Annotated in this window: 11 protein-coding genes and 4 tRNA genes; 1 reads left to right on the top strand and 14 read right to left on the bottom strand. The window is 61.3% G+C overall.

The window, feature by feature from the left end:
* Window positions 1-8 precede the first annotated feature (8 nt).
* From rpoC to ACCD07_RS11205, 13 genes are all read right to left on the bottom strand, one after another.
* Window positions 9-4,241, bottom strand: a complete 4,233-nt coding sequence (gene rpoC / locus ACCD07_RS11265) for a DNA-directed RNA polymerase subunit beta' (protein WP_353404757.1) — start codon at window positions 4,239-4,241, stop codon at window positions 9-11.
* Between the two features lie 72 nt (window positions 4,242-4,313).
* On the bottom strand, window positions 4,314-8,420 hold the full coding sequence (gene rpoB, locus ACCD07_RS11260) for a DNA-directed RNA polymerase subunit beta (protein ID WP_176655972.1): 4,107 nt from the start codon (window positions 8,418-8,420) through the stop codon (window positions 4,314-4,316).
* 276 nt (window positions 8,421-8,696) lie between these two features.
* Window positions 8,697-9,068: a 50S ribosomal protein L7/L12 gene (gene rplL / locus ACCD07_RS11255; protein ID WP_176655973.1), complete on the bottom strand. Its 372-nt coding sequence runs from the start codon at window positions 9,066-9,068 to the stop codon at window positions 8,697-8,699.
* A 72-nt stretch (window positions 9,069-9,140) separates the two neighbouring features.
* Entirely contained in the window at window positions 9,141-9,674 is a 534-nt protein-coding gene (gene rplJ, locus ACCD07_RS11250) for a 50S ribosomal protein L10 (protein WP_176655974.1), read from the bottom strand.
* Between the two features lie 256 nt (window positions 9,675-9,930).
* Window positions 9,931-10,626 (bottom strand): 50S ribosomal protein L1, encoded by a 696-nt coding sequence (rplA, locus tag ACCD07_RS11245; protein WP_117012693.1) that lies wholly within the window; start codon window positions 10,624-10,626, stop codon window positions 9,931-9,933.
* 2 nt (window positions 10,627-10,628) lie between these two features.
* Complete coding sequence (rplK, locus tag ACCD07_RS11240) at window positions 10,629-11,060, bottom strand: 50S ribosomal protein L11 (RefSeq protein WP_093561569.1); 432 nt, start codon at window positions 11,058-11,060, stop codon at window positions 10,629-10,631.
* 124 nt (window positions 11,061-11,184) lie between these two features.
* Window positions 11,185-11,814 carry a transcription termination/antitermination protein NusG gene (gene nusG, locus ACCD07_RS11235; protein WP_353404756.1) on the bottom strand — a complete coding sequence of 210 codons (630 nt, stop codon included), beginning with the start codon at window positions 11,812-11,814 and terminating at the stop codon, window positions 11,185-11,187.
* Window positions 11,814-12,197, bottom strand: coding sequence for a preprotein translocase subunit SecE (gene secE, locus ACCD07_RS11230; RefSeq protein ID WP_008444107.1), 384 nt, complete (start codon window positions 12,195-12,197; stop codon window positions 11,814-11,816). The genes nusG and secE overlap by 1 nt, the downstream gene beginning before the upstream one ends.
* A gap of 36 nt (window positions 12,198-12,233) precedes the next feature.
* Window positions 12,234-12,309 (bottom strand) — tRNA-Trp (locus ACCD07_RS11225).
* A 66-nt stretch (window positions 12,310-12,375) separates the two neighbouring features.
* Window positions 12,376-13,566 carry an elongation factor Tu gene (gene tuf / locus ACCD07_RS11220; RefSeq protein WP_209720678.1) on the bottom strand — a complete coding sequence of 397 codons (1,191 nt, stop codon included), beginning with the start codon at window positions 13,564-13,566 and terminating at the stop codon, window positions 12,376-12,378.
* 110 nt (window positions 13,567-13,676) lie between these two features.
* Window positions 13,677-13,751, bottom strand: a tRNA-Thr gene (locus tag ACCD07_RS11215).
* Window positions 13,752-13,804: 53 nt separating this feature from the next.
* A tRNA-Gly gene (locus ACCD07_RS11210) sits at window positions 13,805-13,878 on the bottom strand.
* Between the two features lie 58 nt (window positions 13,879-13,936).
* Window positions 13,937-14,020 (bottom strand) — tRNA-Tyr (locus ACCD07_RS11205).
* Between the two features lie 206 nt (window positions 14,021-14,226).
* Between ACCD07_RS11205 and ACCD07_RS11200 the strand changes: the two genes are divergently transcribed.
* Complete coding sequence (locus ACCD07_RS11200) at window positions 14,227-17,511, top strand: EAL domain-containing protein (RefSeq protein WP_413447390.1); 3,285 nt, start codon at window positions 14,227-14,229, stop codon at window positions 17,509-17,511.
* On the opposite strand, the gene ACCD07_RS11195 is transcribed toward ACCD07_RS11200, so the two are convergent.
* Window positions 17,498-19,027, bottom strand: a complete 1,530-nt coding sequence (locus ACCD07_RS11195) for an HDOD domain-containing protein (RefSeq protein ID WP_413447389.1) — start codon at window positions 19,025-19,027, stop codon at window positions 17,498-17,500. The two genes, ACCD07_RS11200 and ACCD07_RS11195, sit on opposite strands and share 14 nt — an antisense overlap.
* Window positions 19,028-19,033 lie beyond the last annotated feature (6 nt).

Genomic DNA, 19,033 nt, shown 5'->3' with positions numbered 1-19,033 from the left:
AAGCTGAATTACGCTTCGCCGTCGTGCGGAGTAACCGTTTCGGTTGCTTCCACATCGCCGCCGGACATCGAGGCTTTTTCCGCCAGCAGCAGGGCTTGACGCTCTTCCACTTCCCACGCTTCTTTTTCTTTGCGTGCGCGGTGGAATGCCAGACCCGTACCGCCTGGAATCAGGCGACCAACGATGACGTTTTCTTTCAGACCGCGCAGACCATCGCGCTTGCCCATGATTGCGGCTTCGGTCAGAACGCGGGTAGTTTCCTGGAACGATGCGGCCGAGATAAACGAATCGGTCGACAGCGATGCCTTGGTAATACCCAGCAATACGTTTTCGTAGGTGGCAGGCAGTTTGCCTTCCGCGGTAACGCGATCGTTTTCGTCCAGCAGTTCCGAACGCTCAATCTGCTCGCCAACGATATAGTTGGTGTCGCCGGCATTAACGATCTGAACACGACGCAGCATCTGACGCACAATCACTTCGATGTGCTTGTCGTTAATCTTCACGCCCTGCAGACGGTACACGTCCTGCACTTCGTCAACGATGTAGCGAGCCAGCGCTTCGATACCCAGCAGGCGCAGGATGTCTTGTGGATCGGCAGGACCGTCCACGATCATCTCGCCCTTGTTCACCACCTGGCCGTCGTGCACCAGCACTTGCTTGTCCTTGGTAATCAGGAACTCGTGCTTGTTGCCGTCCATGTCGGTGATTTCCAGACGCTGCTTGCCCTTGGTTTCTTTACCGAATGCAACAGTACCGGTAACTTCCGCCAGCATGCCCGCGTCTTTCGGCGAACGTGCTTCGAACAGCTCGGCAACGCGCGGCAGACCACCGGTAATATCGCGGGTTTTCTGCGATTCGGTCGGGATACGTGCCAGCACTTCACCAACCGACACCGACTGGCCATCTTTCACCATGATCAGCGCGCCGACCTGGAAGCCGATCGCCACGGCGTGTTCGGTGCCGGCGATCTTCACTTCTTGGCCTTCTTCGTTCAGCAGCTTGACCTGCGGACGCATGGTCTTGGTCAGCGAACCGCGGCGTTTCGCATCGATGACCACCAGGGTCGACAGACCGGTGACTTCGTCGACCTGACGGGCAACGGTCACGCCTTCTTCCACATTCTCGAAACGCACGGTACCGGCGTATTCGGTAATGATCGGACGGGTCAGCGGATCCCAGGTTGCCAGCGCGGTACCGGCCTTGATCACCAGACCGTCCTTGACGATCAGGGTCGCGCCGTACGGCACCTTGTGACGCTCACGCTCACGGCCGTGGTCGTCGGTGATCAGCACTTCGCCCGAACGGGAAATGACGATTTGCGCGCCCTTGCCGTTGGTAACGTAACGCATGGTCGAGGTGAAACGGATGGTACCGTTCGACTTCGCCTCCACCGACGATGCCACTGCCGCACGCGACGCCGCACCACCGATGTGGAAGGTACGCATGGTCAGCTGGGTACCAGGTTCGCCGATCGACTGCGCAGCGACCACACCGACGGCTTCGCCGGCGTTGACCAGCATGCCGCGGCCCAGATCGCGACCGTAGCACTTGGCGCACAGGCCGAAGCGCGTGTCGCAAGTCAGCGGAGTGCGAACCTTGACTTCGTCGATCGACAGACGCTCGATCTCTTCGACCATGTCTTCGTCCATCAGCGTGCCGGCTTCGTACAGCGTAGCCTGGGTTTCCGGATTGACGACGTCGTTGACCACCACGCGGCCGAGGATACGGTCGCGCAGCGCTTCGATAACCTCACCACCCTCGACCATCGCCTTCATCAGCGTGCCGTTGGTCGTGCCGCAATCATCTTCGATGACGACCAGATCCTGGGTCACGTCGACCAGACGACGGGTCAGGTAACCCGAGTTCGCGGTTTTCAGTGCCGTATCGGCCAGACCTTTACGAGCGCCGTGGGTCGAGATGAAGTACTGCAACACGTTCAGGCCTTCGCGGAAGTTCGCGGTAATCGGCGTTTCGATAATCGAACCGTCCGGTTTCGCCATCAGACCACGCATACCTGCCAGCTGGCGAATCTGCGCCGCGGAACCGCGGGCGCCCGAGTCGGCCATCATGTAAATCGCGTTGAAGGATTCCTGGGTGGACTTGGTGCCGTCACGCTTGATGACGTCTTCCACTTTCAGCTGGTCCATCATGGCCTTGCCGACTTCATCGGAGGTCTTGCCCCAGATGTCGACCACTTTGTTGTAACGCTCGCCGGCGGTCACCAGACCCGAAGCGTACTGCTGCTCGATCTGTTTGACTTCGGACTCCGCGGCCGAAATCAGGGTGACTTTTTGAGGCGGTACCAGCATGTCGTCCACGCAGATCGAAATACCGGCGCGGGTCGCCAGGCGGAAGCCCGACTGCATCAGCTGGTCGGCAAACACCACCGTCGCGCGCAAGCCGCACTTACGGAAGGACGTGTTGATCAGCTTGGAAATCTCTTTCTTCTTCAGCGCGCGGTTCAGCACGGAGAATGGCAGGCCTTTCGGCAGGATTTCCGACAGGATGGCGCGGCCGACCGTGGTCTCGTAGCGGGTCACGGTGCGGACGAATTCGCCCGTCACTGGATCCTTGGGATTCTCGACGATACGCACGGTGATGCGGGTGGTCAGTTCCACTTCCTTGTTGTCGTAGGCACGAATGACTTCCGACACGTCAGGGAACAGCATGCCTTCGTTTTTCGCATTGATCGCTTCGCGGGTCGCGTAGTACAGACCCAGCACGATATCCTGCGAAGGAACGATCGACGGCTCGCCGTTCGACGGGAACAGGATGTTGTTCGAAGCCAGCATCAAGGTGCGGGCTTCCATCTGTGCTTCGATCGACAGCGGAACGTGGACAGCCATCTGGTCACCGTCGAAGTCGGCGTTGAATGCCGCGCAGACGAGTGGGTGCAGCTGGATGGCCTTGCCTTCGATCAGGACCGGCTCGAAAGCCTGGATACCCAGACGGTGCAGCGTAGGCGCACGGTTCAGCATGATCGGGTGTTCGCGGATCACGTCTTCCAGGATGTCCCAGACGACCGGTTCCTGGATCTCGACCAGCTTCTTGGCGGCCTTGATCGTGGTAGCCAGGCCCATCAGTTCCAGCTTGTTGAAGATGAACGGCTTGAACAGTTCCAGCGCCATCAGCTTCGGCAGGCCGCACTGGTGCAGTTTCAGCTGCGGACCCACCACGATGACCGAACGGCCCGAGTAGTCGACGCGCTTGCCCAGCAAGTTCTGACGGAAGCGGCCGCCCTTACCCTTGATCATCTCAGCCAGCGATTTCAGCGGACGCTTGTTGGCGCCGGTCATCGCTTTGCCGCGACGGCCGTTGTCCAGCAGCGAATCGACCGCTTCTTGCAGCATGCGCTTTTCGTTGCGCGTGATGATCTCTGGAGCGCGCAGCTCCATCAGGCGTTTCAGGCGGTTGTTACGGTTGATCACGCGGCGATACAGATCGTTCAGATCCGAGGTCGCGAAGCGGCCACCGTCCAGCGGTACCAGCGGACGCAGTTCCGGCGGCAGCACCGGCAGCACTTCCATGATCATCCACTCAGGCTTGATGCCCGAGCGCTGGAACGCTTCCAGCACTTTCAGGCGCTTGGCGTATTTCTTGATCTTGGCTTCGGACTTCGATTCCTTCAGTTCCACGCGCAGGGTCTCGGCATCGCGGTGGATGTCGATCGAGCGCAGCAGTTCGCGGATACCTTCAGCGCCCATGAAGGCGGTGAAGTCGTCGCCGTACTCTTCGTACTTGGCGGCGTAGTCGTCTTCCGACATGATCTGGCACTTCTTCAGCGGGGTCATGCCTGGATCGGTCACGACGTATGCTTCGAAGTACAGCACGCGTTCGATGTCCCGCAGCGTCATGTCCAGCACCATGCCCAGACGGGATGGCAGCGACTTCAGGAACCAGATGTGCGCGGTCGGCGACGCCAGCTCGATGTGGCCCATGCGCTCGCGGCGCACCTTGGCCAGCGTGACTTCAACGCCGCACTTTTCGCAGATGACGCCGCGGTGCTTCAGGCGCTTGTACTTGCCGCACAGGCATTCGTAGTCCTTGATCGGGCCAAAGATCTTGGCGCAGAACAGACCGTCGCGCTCAGGCTTGAAGGTACGATAGTTGATGGTTTCCGGCTTTTTAACTTCGCCGTAGGACCACGAACGGATTTTTTCAGGCGAAGCGAGACCGATTTTGATCGCGTCAAAAGTCTCGTTCGTCTGTACTTGCTTGAATAGATCGAGCAGTGCTTTCATGTATCACTCCAGGTAGTGATGAATTCTTTAAACTGCCCCGCCGGCGAAGGCCGGCGGGGCCCGTGCGATGTTTTAGTTGCGTTCCAGGTCGATATCGATACCCAGGGAACGGATCTCTTTCACCAGCACGTTGAACGATTCAGGCATACCGGCGTCGATCACGTGGTCGCCTTTGACCAGGTTTTCATACACTTTGGTACGGCCGTTCACGTCATCCGACTTAACGGTCAACATTTCTTGCAGTACATACGATGCGCCGTATGCTTCCAGTGCCCACACCTCCATCTCACCGAAGCGCTGGCCGCCGAACTGGGCTTTACCGCCCAGTGGCTGCTGCGTTACCAGCGAGTATGGACCGGTCGAACGCGCGTGCATCTTGTCGTCGACCAAGTGGTGCAGTTTCAGCATGTGCATCACGCCGACGGTAACCTTGCGCTCGAACGCTTCGCCGGTGCGGCCGTCATACATCGTGACCTGATTCTTCGACGGGGTCATGCCCAGCTTGGCGGCGATGTCGTCCGGATACGCCAGGTCCAGCATGCGGCGGATTTCCGATTCGTGCGCGCCGTCGAACACCGGAGTAGCGAACGGAACACCCTTCTTCAGGTTGTTCGCCAGCTTCATGATCTCTTCGTCGTCGAACTGGTCCAGGTCTTCCGGACGGCCGTTCTCGTTGTAGACGGTGGTCAGGAACTTGCGCATCTCTTCGACCTTGATCTGCTGCTGCAGCATCTCGCCGATACGGATACCCAGGCCCTTGGCGGCCCAACCCAGGTGGGTCTCGAGAATCTGACCCACGTTCATACGGGAAGGCACACCCAGCGGGTTCAGCACCACGTCGGCCGGCGTACCGTCGGCCATGTATGGCATGTCTTCCACCGGCACGATACGGGAAACCACACCCTTGTTACCGTGGCGACCCGCCATCTTGTCGCCCGACTGCAGGCGGCGCTTGACGGCCAGATACACTTTGACCATCTTCTGCACGCCAGGTTGCAGCTCGTCGCCCTGGGTCAGTTTCTTGCGCTTCTCTTCGAAGGCCAGGTCGAACTGGTGGCGCTTCTCGTTGATCGATTCCTTGATCGCTTCCAGCGCGGTAGCAGCGGCGTCGTCCGCAGGGCGGATGTCGAACCAGTGGTACTTGTCCAGATCGGCCAGGTATTCCTTGGTGATCTTGGCGCCCTTGGCCAGCTTCTTCGGACCGCCGTTGACCACTTGGCCGATCAGCATTTTTTCCAGACGCTGGAAGGCATCGCCCTCCACAATACGCATCTGGTCGTTCAGGTCCAGGCGGAAACGCTTCAGTTCATCGTCGATGATCTGTTGCGCGCGCTTGTCGCGAACGATGCCTTCACGGGTGAAGACCTGCACGTCGATGACGGTGCCGATCATGCCCGATGGCACGCGCAGCGAGGTGTCCTTGACGTCCGATGCCTTCTCGCCGAAGATCGCGCGCAGCAGCTTCTCTTCCGGGGTCAGCTGGGTTTCGCCTTTAGGCGTGACCTTGCCGACCAGGGTGTCGCCCGCTTGCACTTCCGCGCCGATGTAGACGATACCGGACTCATCCAGACGAGCCAGCTGGTTCTCAGCCAGGTTCGAGATGTCGCGGGTGATTTCTTCCGCGCCCAGCTTGGTATCGCGTGCAACAACGCTCAGCTCTTCGATGTGAATCGAGGTGTAGCGGTCGTCCTTGACGACGTTTTCCGAGATCAGGATCGAATCTTCGAAGTTCAGACCATTCCATGGCATGAAGGCCACGGTCATGTTCTGGCCCAGAGCCAGCTCGCCCAGGTCGGTCGATGCGCCGTCGGCGATCACGTCGCGCTTGGCCACGCGGTCGCCCACCTTGACGATAGGACGCTGGTTGATGTTGGTGTTCTGGTTCGAACGGGTGTACTTGATCAGGTTGTAGATGTCGACACCGACTTCGCCGGCGGTGGCTTCGTCATCGTTGACGCGGATCACGACACGGCCCGCGTCGATGTAGTCGACGATACCGCCGCGCAATGCCTGCACGGTGGTGCCCGAGTCGACTGCCACGGTGCGTTCGATGCCGGTACCGACCAGTGCTTTTTCAGGGCGCAGGCAAGGAACCGCCTGGCGCTGCATGTTGGCACCCATCAATGCGCGGTTCGCATCATCGTGTTCGAGGAACGGAATCAGCGATGCCGCCACGGAAACGATCTGGCCAGGCGCCACGTCCATGTACTGGATGCGCTCCGGGGATACCAGGATGGTTTCGCCGGCTTCACGGGCCGATACCAGCTCATCGCTCAGCGTGCCTTCATCGCTGATGGTCGCATTCGCCTGGGCGATGATGTAGCGGCCTTCTTCGATGGCGGACAGGTAGTCGATCTGGTCGGTGATCTTGGAACCCTCGACCTTGCGGTATGGGGTTTCCAGGAAGCCGTATTCGTTCAGGCGGGCGTACAGCGCCAGCGAGTTGATCAGGCCGATGTTCGGGCCTTCAGGCGTTTCGATCGGGCACACGCGGCCGTAGTGGGTCGGGTGCACGTCGCGCACCTCGAAGCCGGCGCGTTCGCGGGTCAGACCGCCAGGTCCCAGGGCCGATACACGGCGTTTGTGCGTGATTTCCGACAGCGGGTTGGTCTGGTCCATAAACTGCGACAGCTGCGACGAACCGAAGAACTCGCGGATTGCGGCCGAGATCGGCTTCGAGTTGATCAGGTCGTGCGGCATCAGGTTGTCGGCTTCGGCCTGACCCAGACGCTCTTTCACGGCGCGCTCAACGCGCACCAGGCCGGCGCGGAACTGGTTCTCGGCCAGTTCGCCGACGCAACGCACACGGCGGTTACCCAGGTGATCGATATCGTCGACTTCGCCGCGGCCATTGCGCAGTTCCACCAGGATCTTGATCACGGCCAGCACGTCTTCGTTCGACAGGGTCATGGCGCCGGTCAGTTCGTCGCGGCCGATGCGGCGGTTGAACTTCATGCGGCCGACGGCGGACAGGTCGTAGCGGTCGGCGCTGTAGAACAGGCCGTTGAACAGCGCTTCGACGGAGTCTTCCGTTGGCGGTTCGCCAGGACGCATCATGCGGTAGATCGCGACGCGGGCGGCCATCTGGTCGGCGGTGTCGTCGATGCGCAGGGTTTGCGAAATATAGGCGCCCTGGTCCAGGTCGTTGGTGTACAGCGTCTGGATTTCGGAGATGTTGGCTTCGCGCAGGCGGCCCAACACGTCTTCGGTCAGCTCGTCGTTGGCGGACGCGACGACTTCGCCGGTCTCAGGATCGACGATGTTCTTGGCCAGCACGCGGCCCAGCAGGTAGTCTTCCGGCACGGAGATATGCTTGATGCCGTTCGATTCGATGTCGCGCACGTGCTTGGCGTTGATGCGCTTGTCCTTCAGGACCAGCGTCTTGCCTTCCTTGTTGACGATGTCGAAACGCGCGACTTCGCCACGCAGGCGCTCGGCGACGAATTCCATTTCCGCGCCTTCGGAGCGCAGGTTGAAATTGTCGAACACGAAGAAGTTCGCCAGGATCTGCTCGTGCGACATGCCGATCGCCTTCAGCAGTATCGTCACCGGCATCTTGCGGCGGCGGTCGACGCGGAAGAACAGGATGTCTTTCGGGTCGAACTCGAAGTCCAGCCACGAACCGCGGTAAGGAATGATACGCGCGGAGAACAGCAGTTTGCCCGACGAGTGGGTCTTGCCGCGGTCGTGCTCAAAGAACACGCCAGGGGAGCGATGCAGCTGCGAAACGATAACGCGCTCGGTACCGTTGATGACGAACGAACCGGTGGTGGTCATCAGGGGCAGTTCGCCCATGTAGACTTCCTGTTCCTTCATCTCCTTGACGACCGGCTTGGTCGGCGATTCCTTGTCCAGGATCACCAGGCGCACCTTGGCGCGCAGCGGCGACGCGAACGTCAGGCCACGCAGTTGGCATTCCTTGACGTCGAAGGCGGGATCGCCCAGAACGTACGACAGGAATTCGAGACGCGCAAAACCATTGTGCGAAACGATAGGGAAAATCGAGGTAAAGGCCGACTGCAGGCCGTCGTTCTTGCGTGTCGACGGTGCTACGTCTTCTTGCAAGAAACTATGGTAGGACTCGAGCTGGGTAGCCAGCAGGAACGGAACGTGGTGAACGTTGGCGCGCTTCGCGAATGATTTGCGAATGCGTTTCTTCTCAGTAAATGAGTAGTGCATGGACACTCCGTGAGTGACAGAAAGGATAAAAAATTCAGGTTTTGCCAGTGCACTATTAGCCACTTCAGCAACAAGATCGGCTGCATGTCACACAGACGAAACCTGAAACTTCTACCATTTCCAGCTGATGATATAAAAACTGCTTCAAACTGCGGCGTTGGACAAACGCTACAAATACGACGAGGACGACAAAGGAGCCAAAGCCGGATTTCCTCCCTTTCGAAAGGAAATCCGCAGCTTTGGCTCGTGGCGCTAGCTAGCCGCCGTACAACTTGATTACTTCAGGTCGGCCTTGGCGCCAGCTTCTTCCAGCTTTTTCTTAGCGGCTTCAGCGTCAGCTTTCGACAGGGCTTCTTTAACGGTCTTAGGAGCGCCATCAACCACGTCTTTGGCTTCTTTCAGGCCCAGACCGGTGATTTCGCGAACTGCTTTAATAACGCCAACTTTGTTTGCGCCGACTTCGGTCAGAACAACGTTGAACTCGGTTTGCTCTTCAGCAACCGCTGCAGCAGCGCCGCCAGCTGCTGGAGCAGCCATTGCAGCGGCCGAAACGCCGAATTTTTCTTCGAATGCTTTGACCAGTTCGTTCAGGTCCATTACGGACATTTCGCTAACTGCGTTCAGGATGTCGTCTTTGCTAATTGCCATTTGAAACTCCAATAATTTTTTGATTCGTTAATACATCAGATTGGTACTTGAGAAAAAAACCGGCTGCGGCAATTAAGCCGCGGCTGGGGCTTCTTCCGCTGCAGCTGCAGCAGGAGCGCCTTCGGATTTTTTCGCTGCCAGAGCAGCCAGACCACGTGCAAAGCCCGACACCGGAGCCAGCATAACGCCCAACAACTGCGAAATGAGGACTTCACGGCTAGGAATGCTCGCCAACGCTGCAACAGCTGCTTTATCCAGCTGCTTGCCTGCGTAGTTGCCTGCGGTGATGACCAGTTTGTCGTTGGTTTTAGCGAAGTCAGCGATGACTTTAGCTGCTGCAACGGCATCGTCCGAGATCGAGTAGATCAACGGACCGGTCATGCTGTCTGCCAGGCTGGCGAACTGCGTGCCTTCGACGGAGCGACGTGCGAGGGTGTTTTTCAACACTCGCAGGTACACGCCTTGAGCGCGCGCTTTGGCACGAAGTTGCGTCAAGTGAGCAACCTGGATGCCACGATATTCGGCCACGACGATAGTTTGCGCAGTTGCTACTTTTGCGGAAACTTCGGCGACGACGGCCTTTTTGTCATTCAGATTGAGACCCACGGTCAACCTCCTTAAATGATGACGGGCAACTGCCTGCCATCGGTTCGAACAACGGCGTCCGAGGTTTAGGAGTCCAATGGACTACGAAACTTGATCGGGTACACCATCTGCGTTGGGTGAAAAATTCAATTAACCGGTTGCCTGCCTGATGCACCCGGCCCAACGGTCTTTGATTGCCTGGCCGCCTCCCGAAAGAAACGACCAGCCCAAAGAACTGCCCCGCGCCTTTCGGCCCGAGGACTTAATACTTTAAAACTTAAGCAGCCAGGGTAGCCTGGTCAACACGGACGCCAGCGCCCATGGTCGACGACAGCGATACCTTGCGCAGGTATACACCCTTGCTGGTGGCTGGCTTGGCTTTGTTCAGTGCGTCGATCAGGGCAACCAGGTTGCTCTTCAGATCTGCGTCAGCGAACGACTTGCGGCCGATGGTCGCGTGGATGATACCGGCTTTGTCGGTACGGTACTGAACCTGGCCGGCTTTCGCGTTTTTCACGGCGGTAGCGACGTCAGGGGTAACGGTGCCGACTTTCGGGTTAGGCATCAGGCCGCGCGGGCCCAGGATCTGACCCAGGGTACCAACGATACGCATGGTGTCTGGCGAAGCGATGACGATGTCGAAAGGCATGTCGCCGGCTTTGACGCGCTCGGCCAGGTCTTCCATACCGACTACGTCGGCGCCGGCGGCTTTAGCCTGCTCGGCTTTTTCGCCCGAAGCGAACACAGCAACGCGAACGGTCTTGCCGGTGCCGGCTGGCAGCACGACGGAACCGCGAACGACCTGGTCCGACTTCTTAGGATCCACACCCAGCTGTACCGACACGTCGATCGATTCATTGAACTTGGCGGTGGCCAGTTCCTTGATCAGAGCGACAGCGTTGTCGAATGCGTAGGTTTTGGTGCTATCAACTTTGGCTTTGATAGCTTTAGCGCGTTTGGACAGTTTTGCCATGATTACAGACCTTCCACCGTGATGCCCATCGAACGTGCGGAACCAGCGATGGTGCGTACAGCAGCATCCATGTCGGCAGCGGTCAGATCTGGGGTTTTCAATTTAGCGATTTCTTCAGCTTGAGCGCGGGTCAGCTTACCGACTTTGTCGGTATGTGGCTTCGGCGAACCTTTGGTGACGCCCGAGTGCTTCTTGATCAGGTAGGTCGCTGGAGGGGTCTTCATCACGAAGGTGAAGGACTTGTCAGCGAACGCGGTGATCACGACTGGAATCGGCATGCCTGGTTCCATACCTTGGGTCTGCGCGTTGAACGCTTTGCAGAATTCCATGATGTTCAGACCGCGTTGACCCAGAGCTGGACCGATCGGTGGGGATGGGTTTGCTTTACCAGCTGGCACTTGCAGCTTGATAAAACCAATGATTTTCTTTGCCATGATGGCTCCTATCTTGGATATGAGTAGTAGCGCCCCACCATGCGTGTTCTGCAGGGCAGGGCTCCTCTTGCGCCAGATTTGCGGTGGTTTTCACACCGTCGCCCGTTCTGGCGAACGGTGCTGCTTATACTTTTTCGACCTGGCCGAACTCAAGTTCCACCGGAGTGGCGCGACCGAAGATGGTAACCGACACGCGCACTTTGGATTTCTCGTAGTTGACTTCTTCGACATTGCCGTTGAAATCGGTGAACGGGCCATCCTTGATGCGGACTTGCTCGCCCACTTCGTACAGCACTTTCGGCCGCGGCTTCTCGACACCCTCTTGCATCTGCTGCATGATCTTGTCGATCTCGCGCGCTGGAATCGGGGTCGGCTTGTTCGATTTGCCGCCGATGAAGCCGGTCACCTTGTTGGTGTTTTTCACCAAGTGCCACGTTTCGTCGGTCATTTCCATCTCAACCAGCACATAACCCGGGAAGAAACGACGCTCGGTGACGGATTTTTGGCCGTTGCGGACTTCGACCACTTCTTCGGTCGGCACCAGGATCTGGCCAAACTGCTCCTGCATGCCGGCGCGCTCGACGCGCTCCATCAGGGCACGCTGGACACTTTTTTCCATGCCGGAATACGCATGTACAACGTACCAGCGCTTGTTGCTCACCGGTACGCTGATTGGCGCTGCGCCAGCATCTTGCGGCTGATCGTCACCCGGCCCGGGGACGCCCGCCGCGCCATCTTGCACATTTTCGCTCATTATTTTCGTATACCCAGAATGACGTCGTACAACAGGAACTCAAGTGTCTTATCCGTGCCCCACAGGAACAACGCCATCACCAGCACAAAGGCAAACACGATGCCAGTGATCTGGGTAGCTTCGCGACGGGTAGGCCAAACGACCTTTTTCGTTTCGCGTACGGCTTCTTTGGCGAAATTCAGGAATTCACGGCCAGTCGTCGAGGTCCACAAGAGCAGAACGGCAAAAGCCAAACCAGCTACAAGTGCGCCTGCGCGTACGAGAGCTGGTTTGTCTGACAGGTAATAAAACCCGACCACACCTGCGATTGCAACGGCTATTGCCAGAGCAACCTTAATCTTGTCATTCGACGTGCTGACGGTCTGCACGGATTGATTTGACATTTATATTTACTTTCGGTGCCCTGCACCTGAAAACGGTGGCAGGGACGGAGGGCATCGAACCCCCAACCTTCGGTTTTGGAGACCGACGCTCTGCCAATTGAGCTACGTCCCTACGTAAAACTACAAAGGATAACGATTATACCACCAGAGACGCCCCTGGTGGTACGACCACTATTCCTTAGGCGATGATTTTCGCCACAACACCTGCGCCAACGGTACGGCCGCCTTCGCGGATTGCGAAGCGCAGACCTTCTTCCATCGCGATCGGGTTGATCAGCTTGACGGTGATCGACACGTTGTCGCCTGGCATAACCATTTCTTTGTCCGCTGGCAGTTCGATCGAACCGGTCACGTCAGTCGTACGGAAGTAGAACTGTGGACGATAGTTGTTGAAGAACGGGGTGTGACGGCCGCCCTCGTCTTTCGACAGGACATAGATCTCGCCGGTGAAGTGGTTGTGCGGCTTGATCGAACCTGGCTTGGCCAGAACCTGGCCACGCTCCACGTCTTCACGCTTGGTGCCGCGCAGCAGCAGACCGACGTTGTCGCCGGCTTGACCCTGGTCCAGCAGCTTGCGGAACATTTCCACGCCGGTGCAAGTGGTCTTGACGGTATCTTTGATGCCGACGATTTCGATCTCTTCGCCGACCTTGATGATGCCGCGCTCGATACGACCGGTCACAACGGTACCGCGACCCGAGATCGAGAACACGTCTTCCACTGGCATCAGGAAGGCGCCGTCCACTGCGCGCTCTGGCGTAGGGATGTACGAATCCAGCGCATCGGCCAGACGCATGATCGAGTCAACGCCCATTTCGCCTTCTTTGCCGTCCAGCGCCATACGGGCCGAACCCTTGATGATAGGCACGTCGTCGCCCGGGAATTCGTATTTCGACAGCAATTCACGAACTTCCATTTCGACCAGTTCCAGCAGTTCCGCGTCGTCGACCAGGTCGCACTTGTTCAGGAACACGATGATGTATGGAACGCCAACCTGACGGGCCAGCAGGATGTGCTCGCGGGTCTGTGGCATAGGGCCGTCGGCTGCGGAGCAAACCAGGATCGCGCCGTCCATCTGCGCTGCGCCGGTGATCATGTTCTTGATGTAGTCGGCGTGGCCTGGGCAGTCAACGTGAGCGTAGTGACGGCCGGCGGTTTCGTACTCGACGTGCGCGGTGTTGATGGTGATGCCGCGTGCTTTTTCTTCCGGAGCAGCATCGATCTGGTCGTATGCTTTAGCTTCGCCGCCGAATTTCTTCGACAGAACAGTTGCGATCGCAGCGGTCAGGGTGGTCTTGCCGTGGTCGACGTGGCCGATGGTGCCGACGTTAACGTGCGGCTTGGTCCGCTCGAATTTCTCTTTTGCCATTTTAGACTCCTAACGATTTGGTGTGATTGCCTGGGCTCGCGCCCGACTGTCTTGATGATGCTGCGTATGTACTTATATATATGCTGCGGTGCTGCGGATACTGCGAATTCTGGTGCCCTTGACGTGGATTGAACACGTGGCCTCTCCCTTACCAAGGGAGTGCTCTACCACTGAGCTACAAGGGCTTATTGGGTACTGCTCACGATGCCCTGCTTGCGCATCTGCATTGCAACAACACTGGAGCGGGTGAAGGGAATCGAACCCTCGTCGTAAGCTTGGAAGGCTTCTGCTCTACCATTGAGCTACACCCGCGAGGATTGTTCAATTCTTCACTTCTATCACTGCACCACTCAGTCTTCCTGCAACAACTTGGTGGAGGGGGCTGGATTCGAACCAGCGTACTCGAAAGAACAGATTTACAGTCTGTCGCCTTTAACCACTCGGCCACCCCTCCGCGAGGAACCGCAGAGTATGAAGCAATTACCTTGACCTGTCAACCCCGCCTTGCGCTTTTACTGCGTTTTTTCGCGCTGGAAGGATGAACCGTCTGCTTCGGGGCGAGATTTTAACTGCACCTCCTGCAAATGTGCAAGTGTTGTTTTTATGTTGAACGAATTCCTATACAATCGGCTGACCATTGTGACATCTGGAGCCCCGCAGTTGAACAATCGTAGCGGTAGTCTGCGCAGCCTGGTGCTGGCGAACCTGGGCCTGCTGGCCCTTTATTTCGGTACCGGCCGCCTCGGTCTGCTGCTGGCGTTGCCGCCCGGTTATGCTTCCCCCATCTTCTTGCCGGCCGGCATCGCGCTGGCCTGCTGCGTGACCGGCGGCGCCCGCCTGTTGCCGGCCGTCACGCTGGGCGCGCTGGCGATCAACCTGGTCTACCCCGCCCTCAGCCCCACCGGCATCACCTCCGCCGCGCTGCTGGGCGCGCTGGGCGCCGCCGTCGGCGCCACCCTGCAGGCATGGCTGGGCAGCGGCCTGTTCCGCCGCTACATCGATCCCGGCATCGGCTCCGGCCGCGACGTGGTGCGCTTCATCCTGCTGGCCTGCACGGTCACCGTGGTCTGCAGCAGCATCGCGCTGGGCGGCATGGTGCTGGTCGGCATCCTGCGCTGGGACACCGTGATCTTCGACTGGCTGGCCTGGTGGATGGGCGACACCATCGGCATCCTGCTGGCCGCGCCGCTGACGTGGATCGTCGTCGGCCGCCCACGCGCGCTGTGGTCGCGCCGGCGCCTGCTGGTCGGCCTGCCGCTGCTGCTGTCGGCGGCCGCCTTCATCGCCATCTACCTGCAGGCCGACCGCTGGGAAAACAGCCAGCAGCTGCAAACCTTCCGCCTCAAGGCGCAGCAGACCGGCGACCTGCTGCAGGCCCAGTTCAGCGAACACGAACGCTTCGTCTACGCGATGGCCAAGGCCCTCAACGATCCGCGCCGCACACTCAGCGCGGACGACTTCAGCAACCTGGCGCACGGCTACCTGGACCAGCGCCCCGAGCTGCTGTCGATGGCCTGGCTGATGCCGGTGGCCGGCAACGAGCGCGGCGCGTTCGAGGCCTGGGCCCGCGTCCACGTCGCGCCCGACTACGCGATCCGCCAGCGCGACGACGCCGACGCCCTGCGCGTGGCGCCGCCGCGCCAGCGCTATTTCGTCTCCACCTTTGTCGAACCGGCCCCGGCCCGCGCCTACCTGGGGCTGGACTTCCTGTCCGAGGACAGCCGCCGCGCCGCGCTGGAGCGCGCGATCCAGTCCGGCCAGCCCACCGCCACCGCGCCGCTGCAGCTGGCGCGCACGCTGAACGGCCCCGGCTTGCTGTTGATGCAAACTGTCTATCCGAACAACAACCGCCACCAGGCCATCGGCTCGCTGCTGATCTCGATGCAGTTCGGCGCCTTCCTTGACCAGGCGCTGAAGCGCTCCGAGTTCGGCCACTTCCTGCTGCGCTTCGAGGACATGGACGACGACGGCCCGCGCCGCGTGGTGCGCGACAACCTGCGGCGCGCGGTCGAGCCGGACGACTTCCAGCGCCAGCTGCACTTCGGCGGCCGCATCTACGAACTAACCTTGGCGCCGACGCCGCAATACCTGCAGCAGCAGCGCGGCTGGCAAAGCTGGACCGTGCTGACCTGCGGCCTGCTGCTGACCGGTTTGCTGGGCACCCTGATGATGCTGATCAGCGGCGAGCGCGCGCGCATCCAGGCCCAGGTCAAGGACAGCACCTCGCGCCTGCGCGAGCGCGAGGCCAGGCTGCAGGCGATCCTGAACAAGGCGGCCGACGCCATCCTCACCATCGACGGCGACGGCGTGCTGATGTCGGCCAACGCCGCCGCCGGCCGCCTGTTCGGCTACGCGCCGGAAAACATGATCAAGCTGCGGCTGGACCGCCTGCTGCCGGTCGGCGTCGGCGACGCCGCCGGCCTCGACGCGGCCGGCCTGCTGCGCATGATCGCCTGCGGCGTCACCCATGAATACGAGCTGCCCGGCTGGCGCAGCGACGGCAGCGAGTTCCCGCTGGCGATGTCGGTCAGCGAGGTGGAGCTGCCCGACGAGCACCTGTTCGTCGCCATCCTGCACGACCTGACCGAGCAGCAGCTGGCGCAGGAACGCATCCACCGCCTGGCCCACCACGACACGCTGACCGGCCTCGATAACCGGCTGTCGCTGAACCTGCGGCTGGACCAGCTGCTGGCGCAGACGCGCCGCGCCAACGGCAGCGCCGCCGTGCTGTTCATCGACCTCGACCACTTCAAGAAAATCAACGACACCCACGGCCACCAGACCGGCGACCTGCTGCTGGCGGCGGTGGCCCAGCGCCTGCGGGAGCTGATGCGCGAAGTCGACATCATCGCCCGCCTCGGCGGCGACGAATTCATCGTCGTCACCTCCGGCCCGGTCACGCCGGACGAGGCGTCCAACATCGCCGTGCGCATCGTCGACTCGCTGAGCGCGCCGTACCAGCTGCAAGGCAAGGCCGTGCACAGCGGCGCCAGCGTCGGCGTCGCCATGTTCCCGTCCGACGGCGATGACGGCAGCACCCTGCTGCGCCACGCCGACACCGCGATGTACGCGGCCAAGAGCCAGGGCCGCGGCAACTTCCAGTTCTTCTCGGCCGCGATGAACACCGCCACCCACGAGCGCCTGCTGCTGGAGAACCGCCTGTGGCAGGCGCTGGAGCAAAACGAATTCGAGCTGTACCTGCAGCCGCAGGTCGAACTGGCCACGCAGCGCATCATCGGCGCCGAGGCGCTGCTGCGCTGGCACCATCCGGAGCTGGGCATGGTGGGGCCGGACCGCTTCATTCCGATCGCCGAGGAATCGGGCCTGATCCTGCCGCTGGGCGACTGGGTGCTGCAGCGCGCCAGCGGGCTGCTGGCGTCGTGGCGCACGCCGGAGCTGGCCCACCTGCGGCTGGCGGTCAACCTGTCGGCGCGCCAGTGCCACGGCCCCGGCCTGCTGCCGCACCTGGACCGGCTGATCGCCAGCCACGGCATCGCGCCGTCGCTGCTGGAACTGGAGATCACCGAATCGGCCGCGATGCAGGATCCGGAACGCAGCCGCGCGCTGCTGGTCGAGCTGCGTTCGCGCGGCATCAAGGTGGCGATCGACGATTTCGGCACCGGCTATTCGTCGCTGAGCTATCTGAAGCTGTTCGAGATCGACCGCATCAAGATCGACCGCGGCTTCGTCAAGGATATCGAGAGCGATCCGAACGACGCGGTGATCGTCGCCGCCACCATCGCGCTGGCCCATTCGCTGGGCCTGGGCGTGGTGGCCGAGGGCGTGGAGACCGAGGCGCAGCGCGACTTCCTGCGCTCCAAGCAGTGCGACGAGGCGCAGGGCTACCTGTTCGCGCGGCCGATGCCGGTGGCCCAGTTCGAGGCGATGGTGCGCAGCGCGGCTTCGGCCGCCGCGGCGGCCGAGGCCAGCGTCACGCCGGCGTAAGCGCCACCAGCACCTGCCCCTTGAGCGCGCGGATCAGCGAGGTCTCGTCGGGCGGCACGCCTTCCGCCGCCGGCAGCGCGCGGTCGGCGTAGAACAGGCCGAGCTGCACCCCGTTCACCACCAGCGGCAGCACGATGAAGCTGCGCGCGTCGGGCAGCAGCTTGCGGTGCCATTCCGGCAGCAGCGCGCGGATCTTCGGCGCGCTGGCGTCGGCGATCATCAGGTCGGCGTTGTTCTCCATCGCCAGGTGGAACAGGCTGCCGTCGCTGGACACCGGGAACACGAAGCCCGCCTGCAGCTCCGCATGGCGCTCGCCGAACGCCACGCGCGCCCGGTACTGGCCGCTGCGCACGTCCTTCAGGCACACCGCGGCGAAGCGGAAGCCCATGCCGCGGTACAGCGTCTCCAGCACCGCCTGGATGATGTCGTTGACCTTGCCGTGGCCGCCGGCGCGCATCTGCGTCACCTCCTGCACGCCGGCCAGCAGCAGGTCGCGCGCGTTGTATGGCTTGCCGCTGGGGTGGGTGCCCTGCTGCGGCTCGGCCGCGCCCATCGCCGCCTGCGCCAGCACGCTGGGCAGGCCCGCGCCGGGTTCGTCGGGGTCGGCCTGCCCGCCCATCTGCAAACTCTCCAGCAGCCCGTCCATGTCGCGCGCCACGGTGCTGAACAGCAGCGCCAGCCGGTCGGGGTCGAGGTTCAGCGCCGCGCCGTAGCGCTGCGCCAGCGCCCTGCCCTCGTCGCCGTCGGCCGGCAGGCGCCGCGCCAGCAGCCGCGCCGTGTCCATGCTGAACGAGACCACCTGGCGCATCCACTCCTGGCGGCTGGCGGCCGGCTTCTGCGCGCCCGGCGGCAGCGGCGCCAGCGAGCGCACGATCACGTCGGGGATCTTCCATTCGTTGAGGATGGCGGCCGACAGGCTGTCGTAGCTGCAGCCCAGCACCTGCAGCGCGGCCTGCGCCTGCGTCAGCTTGCCGGCCGCCGTCAGCAGCGCGATCTCGCGGAACAGCGCGTGCTCGTGCGAGGCCACCACCAGCGCGCCGATGTTCTTGAACAGCGCGCCGATCGCCGCCTCCTCGGCGCCCTGGTAGACGCTGAGCCGCGCCATTTCGCGGCCGACCAGGCTGGCGCACAGCGCCGCCTCCAGCTCGACCCGCACGCTGTGCGCGTGGCGGCTGTTGGCCAGCGTGTCGACCAGCAGCATGGCCATCGCCGTGGTCTTGACGTTGTCGAAGCCGAGCAGGGAGATCGCGCGCGAGATGGTGGTGACGGCGGTGCCGCCGGCGGCGCGGTAGGTCGGCGTGTTGGCCAGCCGCAGCACCTTCTGCGTCAGCGCCACGTCCGACAGCACGTAATAGGCCAGGCTCTGCGTGCCCTGGTCGTCGGAATCGGCCAGCTGCACCACGCGCGCCACCGACGCGCCCAGCGCAAACATGCCTTCGTCGCCGCTGAGTTTCTTCAGCAGCGCGCCGCGCACCGGCCGCAGTTCGCCGTCATGGGGGGCGGTGGTGGTTGGCATGGCATG

Source organism: Duganella sp. Dugasp56 (assembly GCF_047304105.1).
GTDB lineage: Bacteria > Pseudomonadota > Gammaproteobacteria > Burkholderiales > Burkholderiaceae_D > Rugamonas > Rugamonas hordei.
The sequence above is the reverse complement of the archived record's forward strand: the minus strand, read 5'-3'. Positions and strand labels throughout refer to the sequence as shown.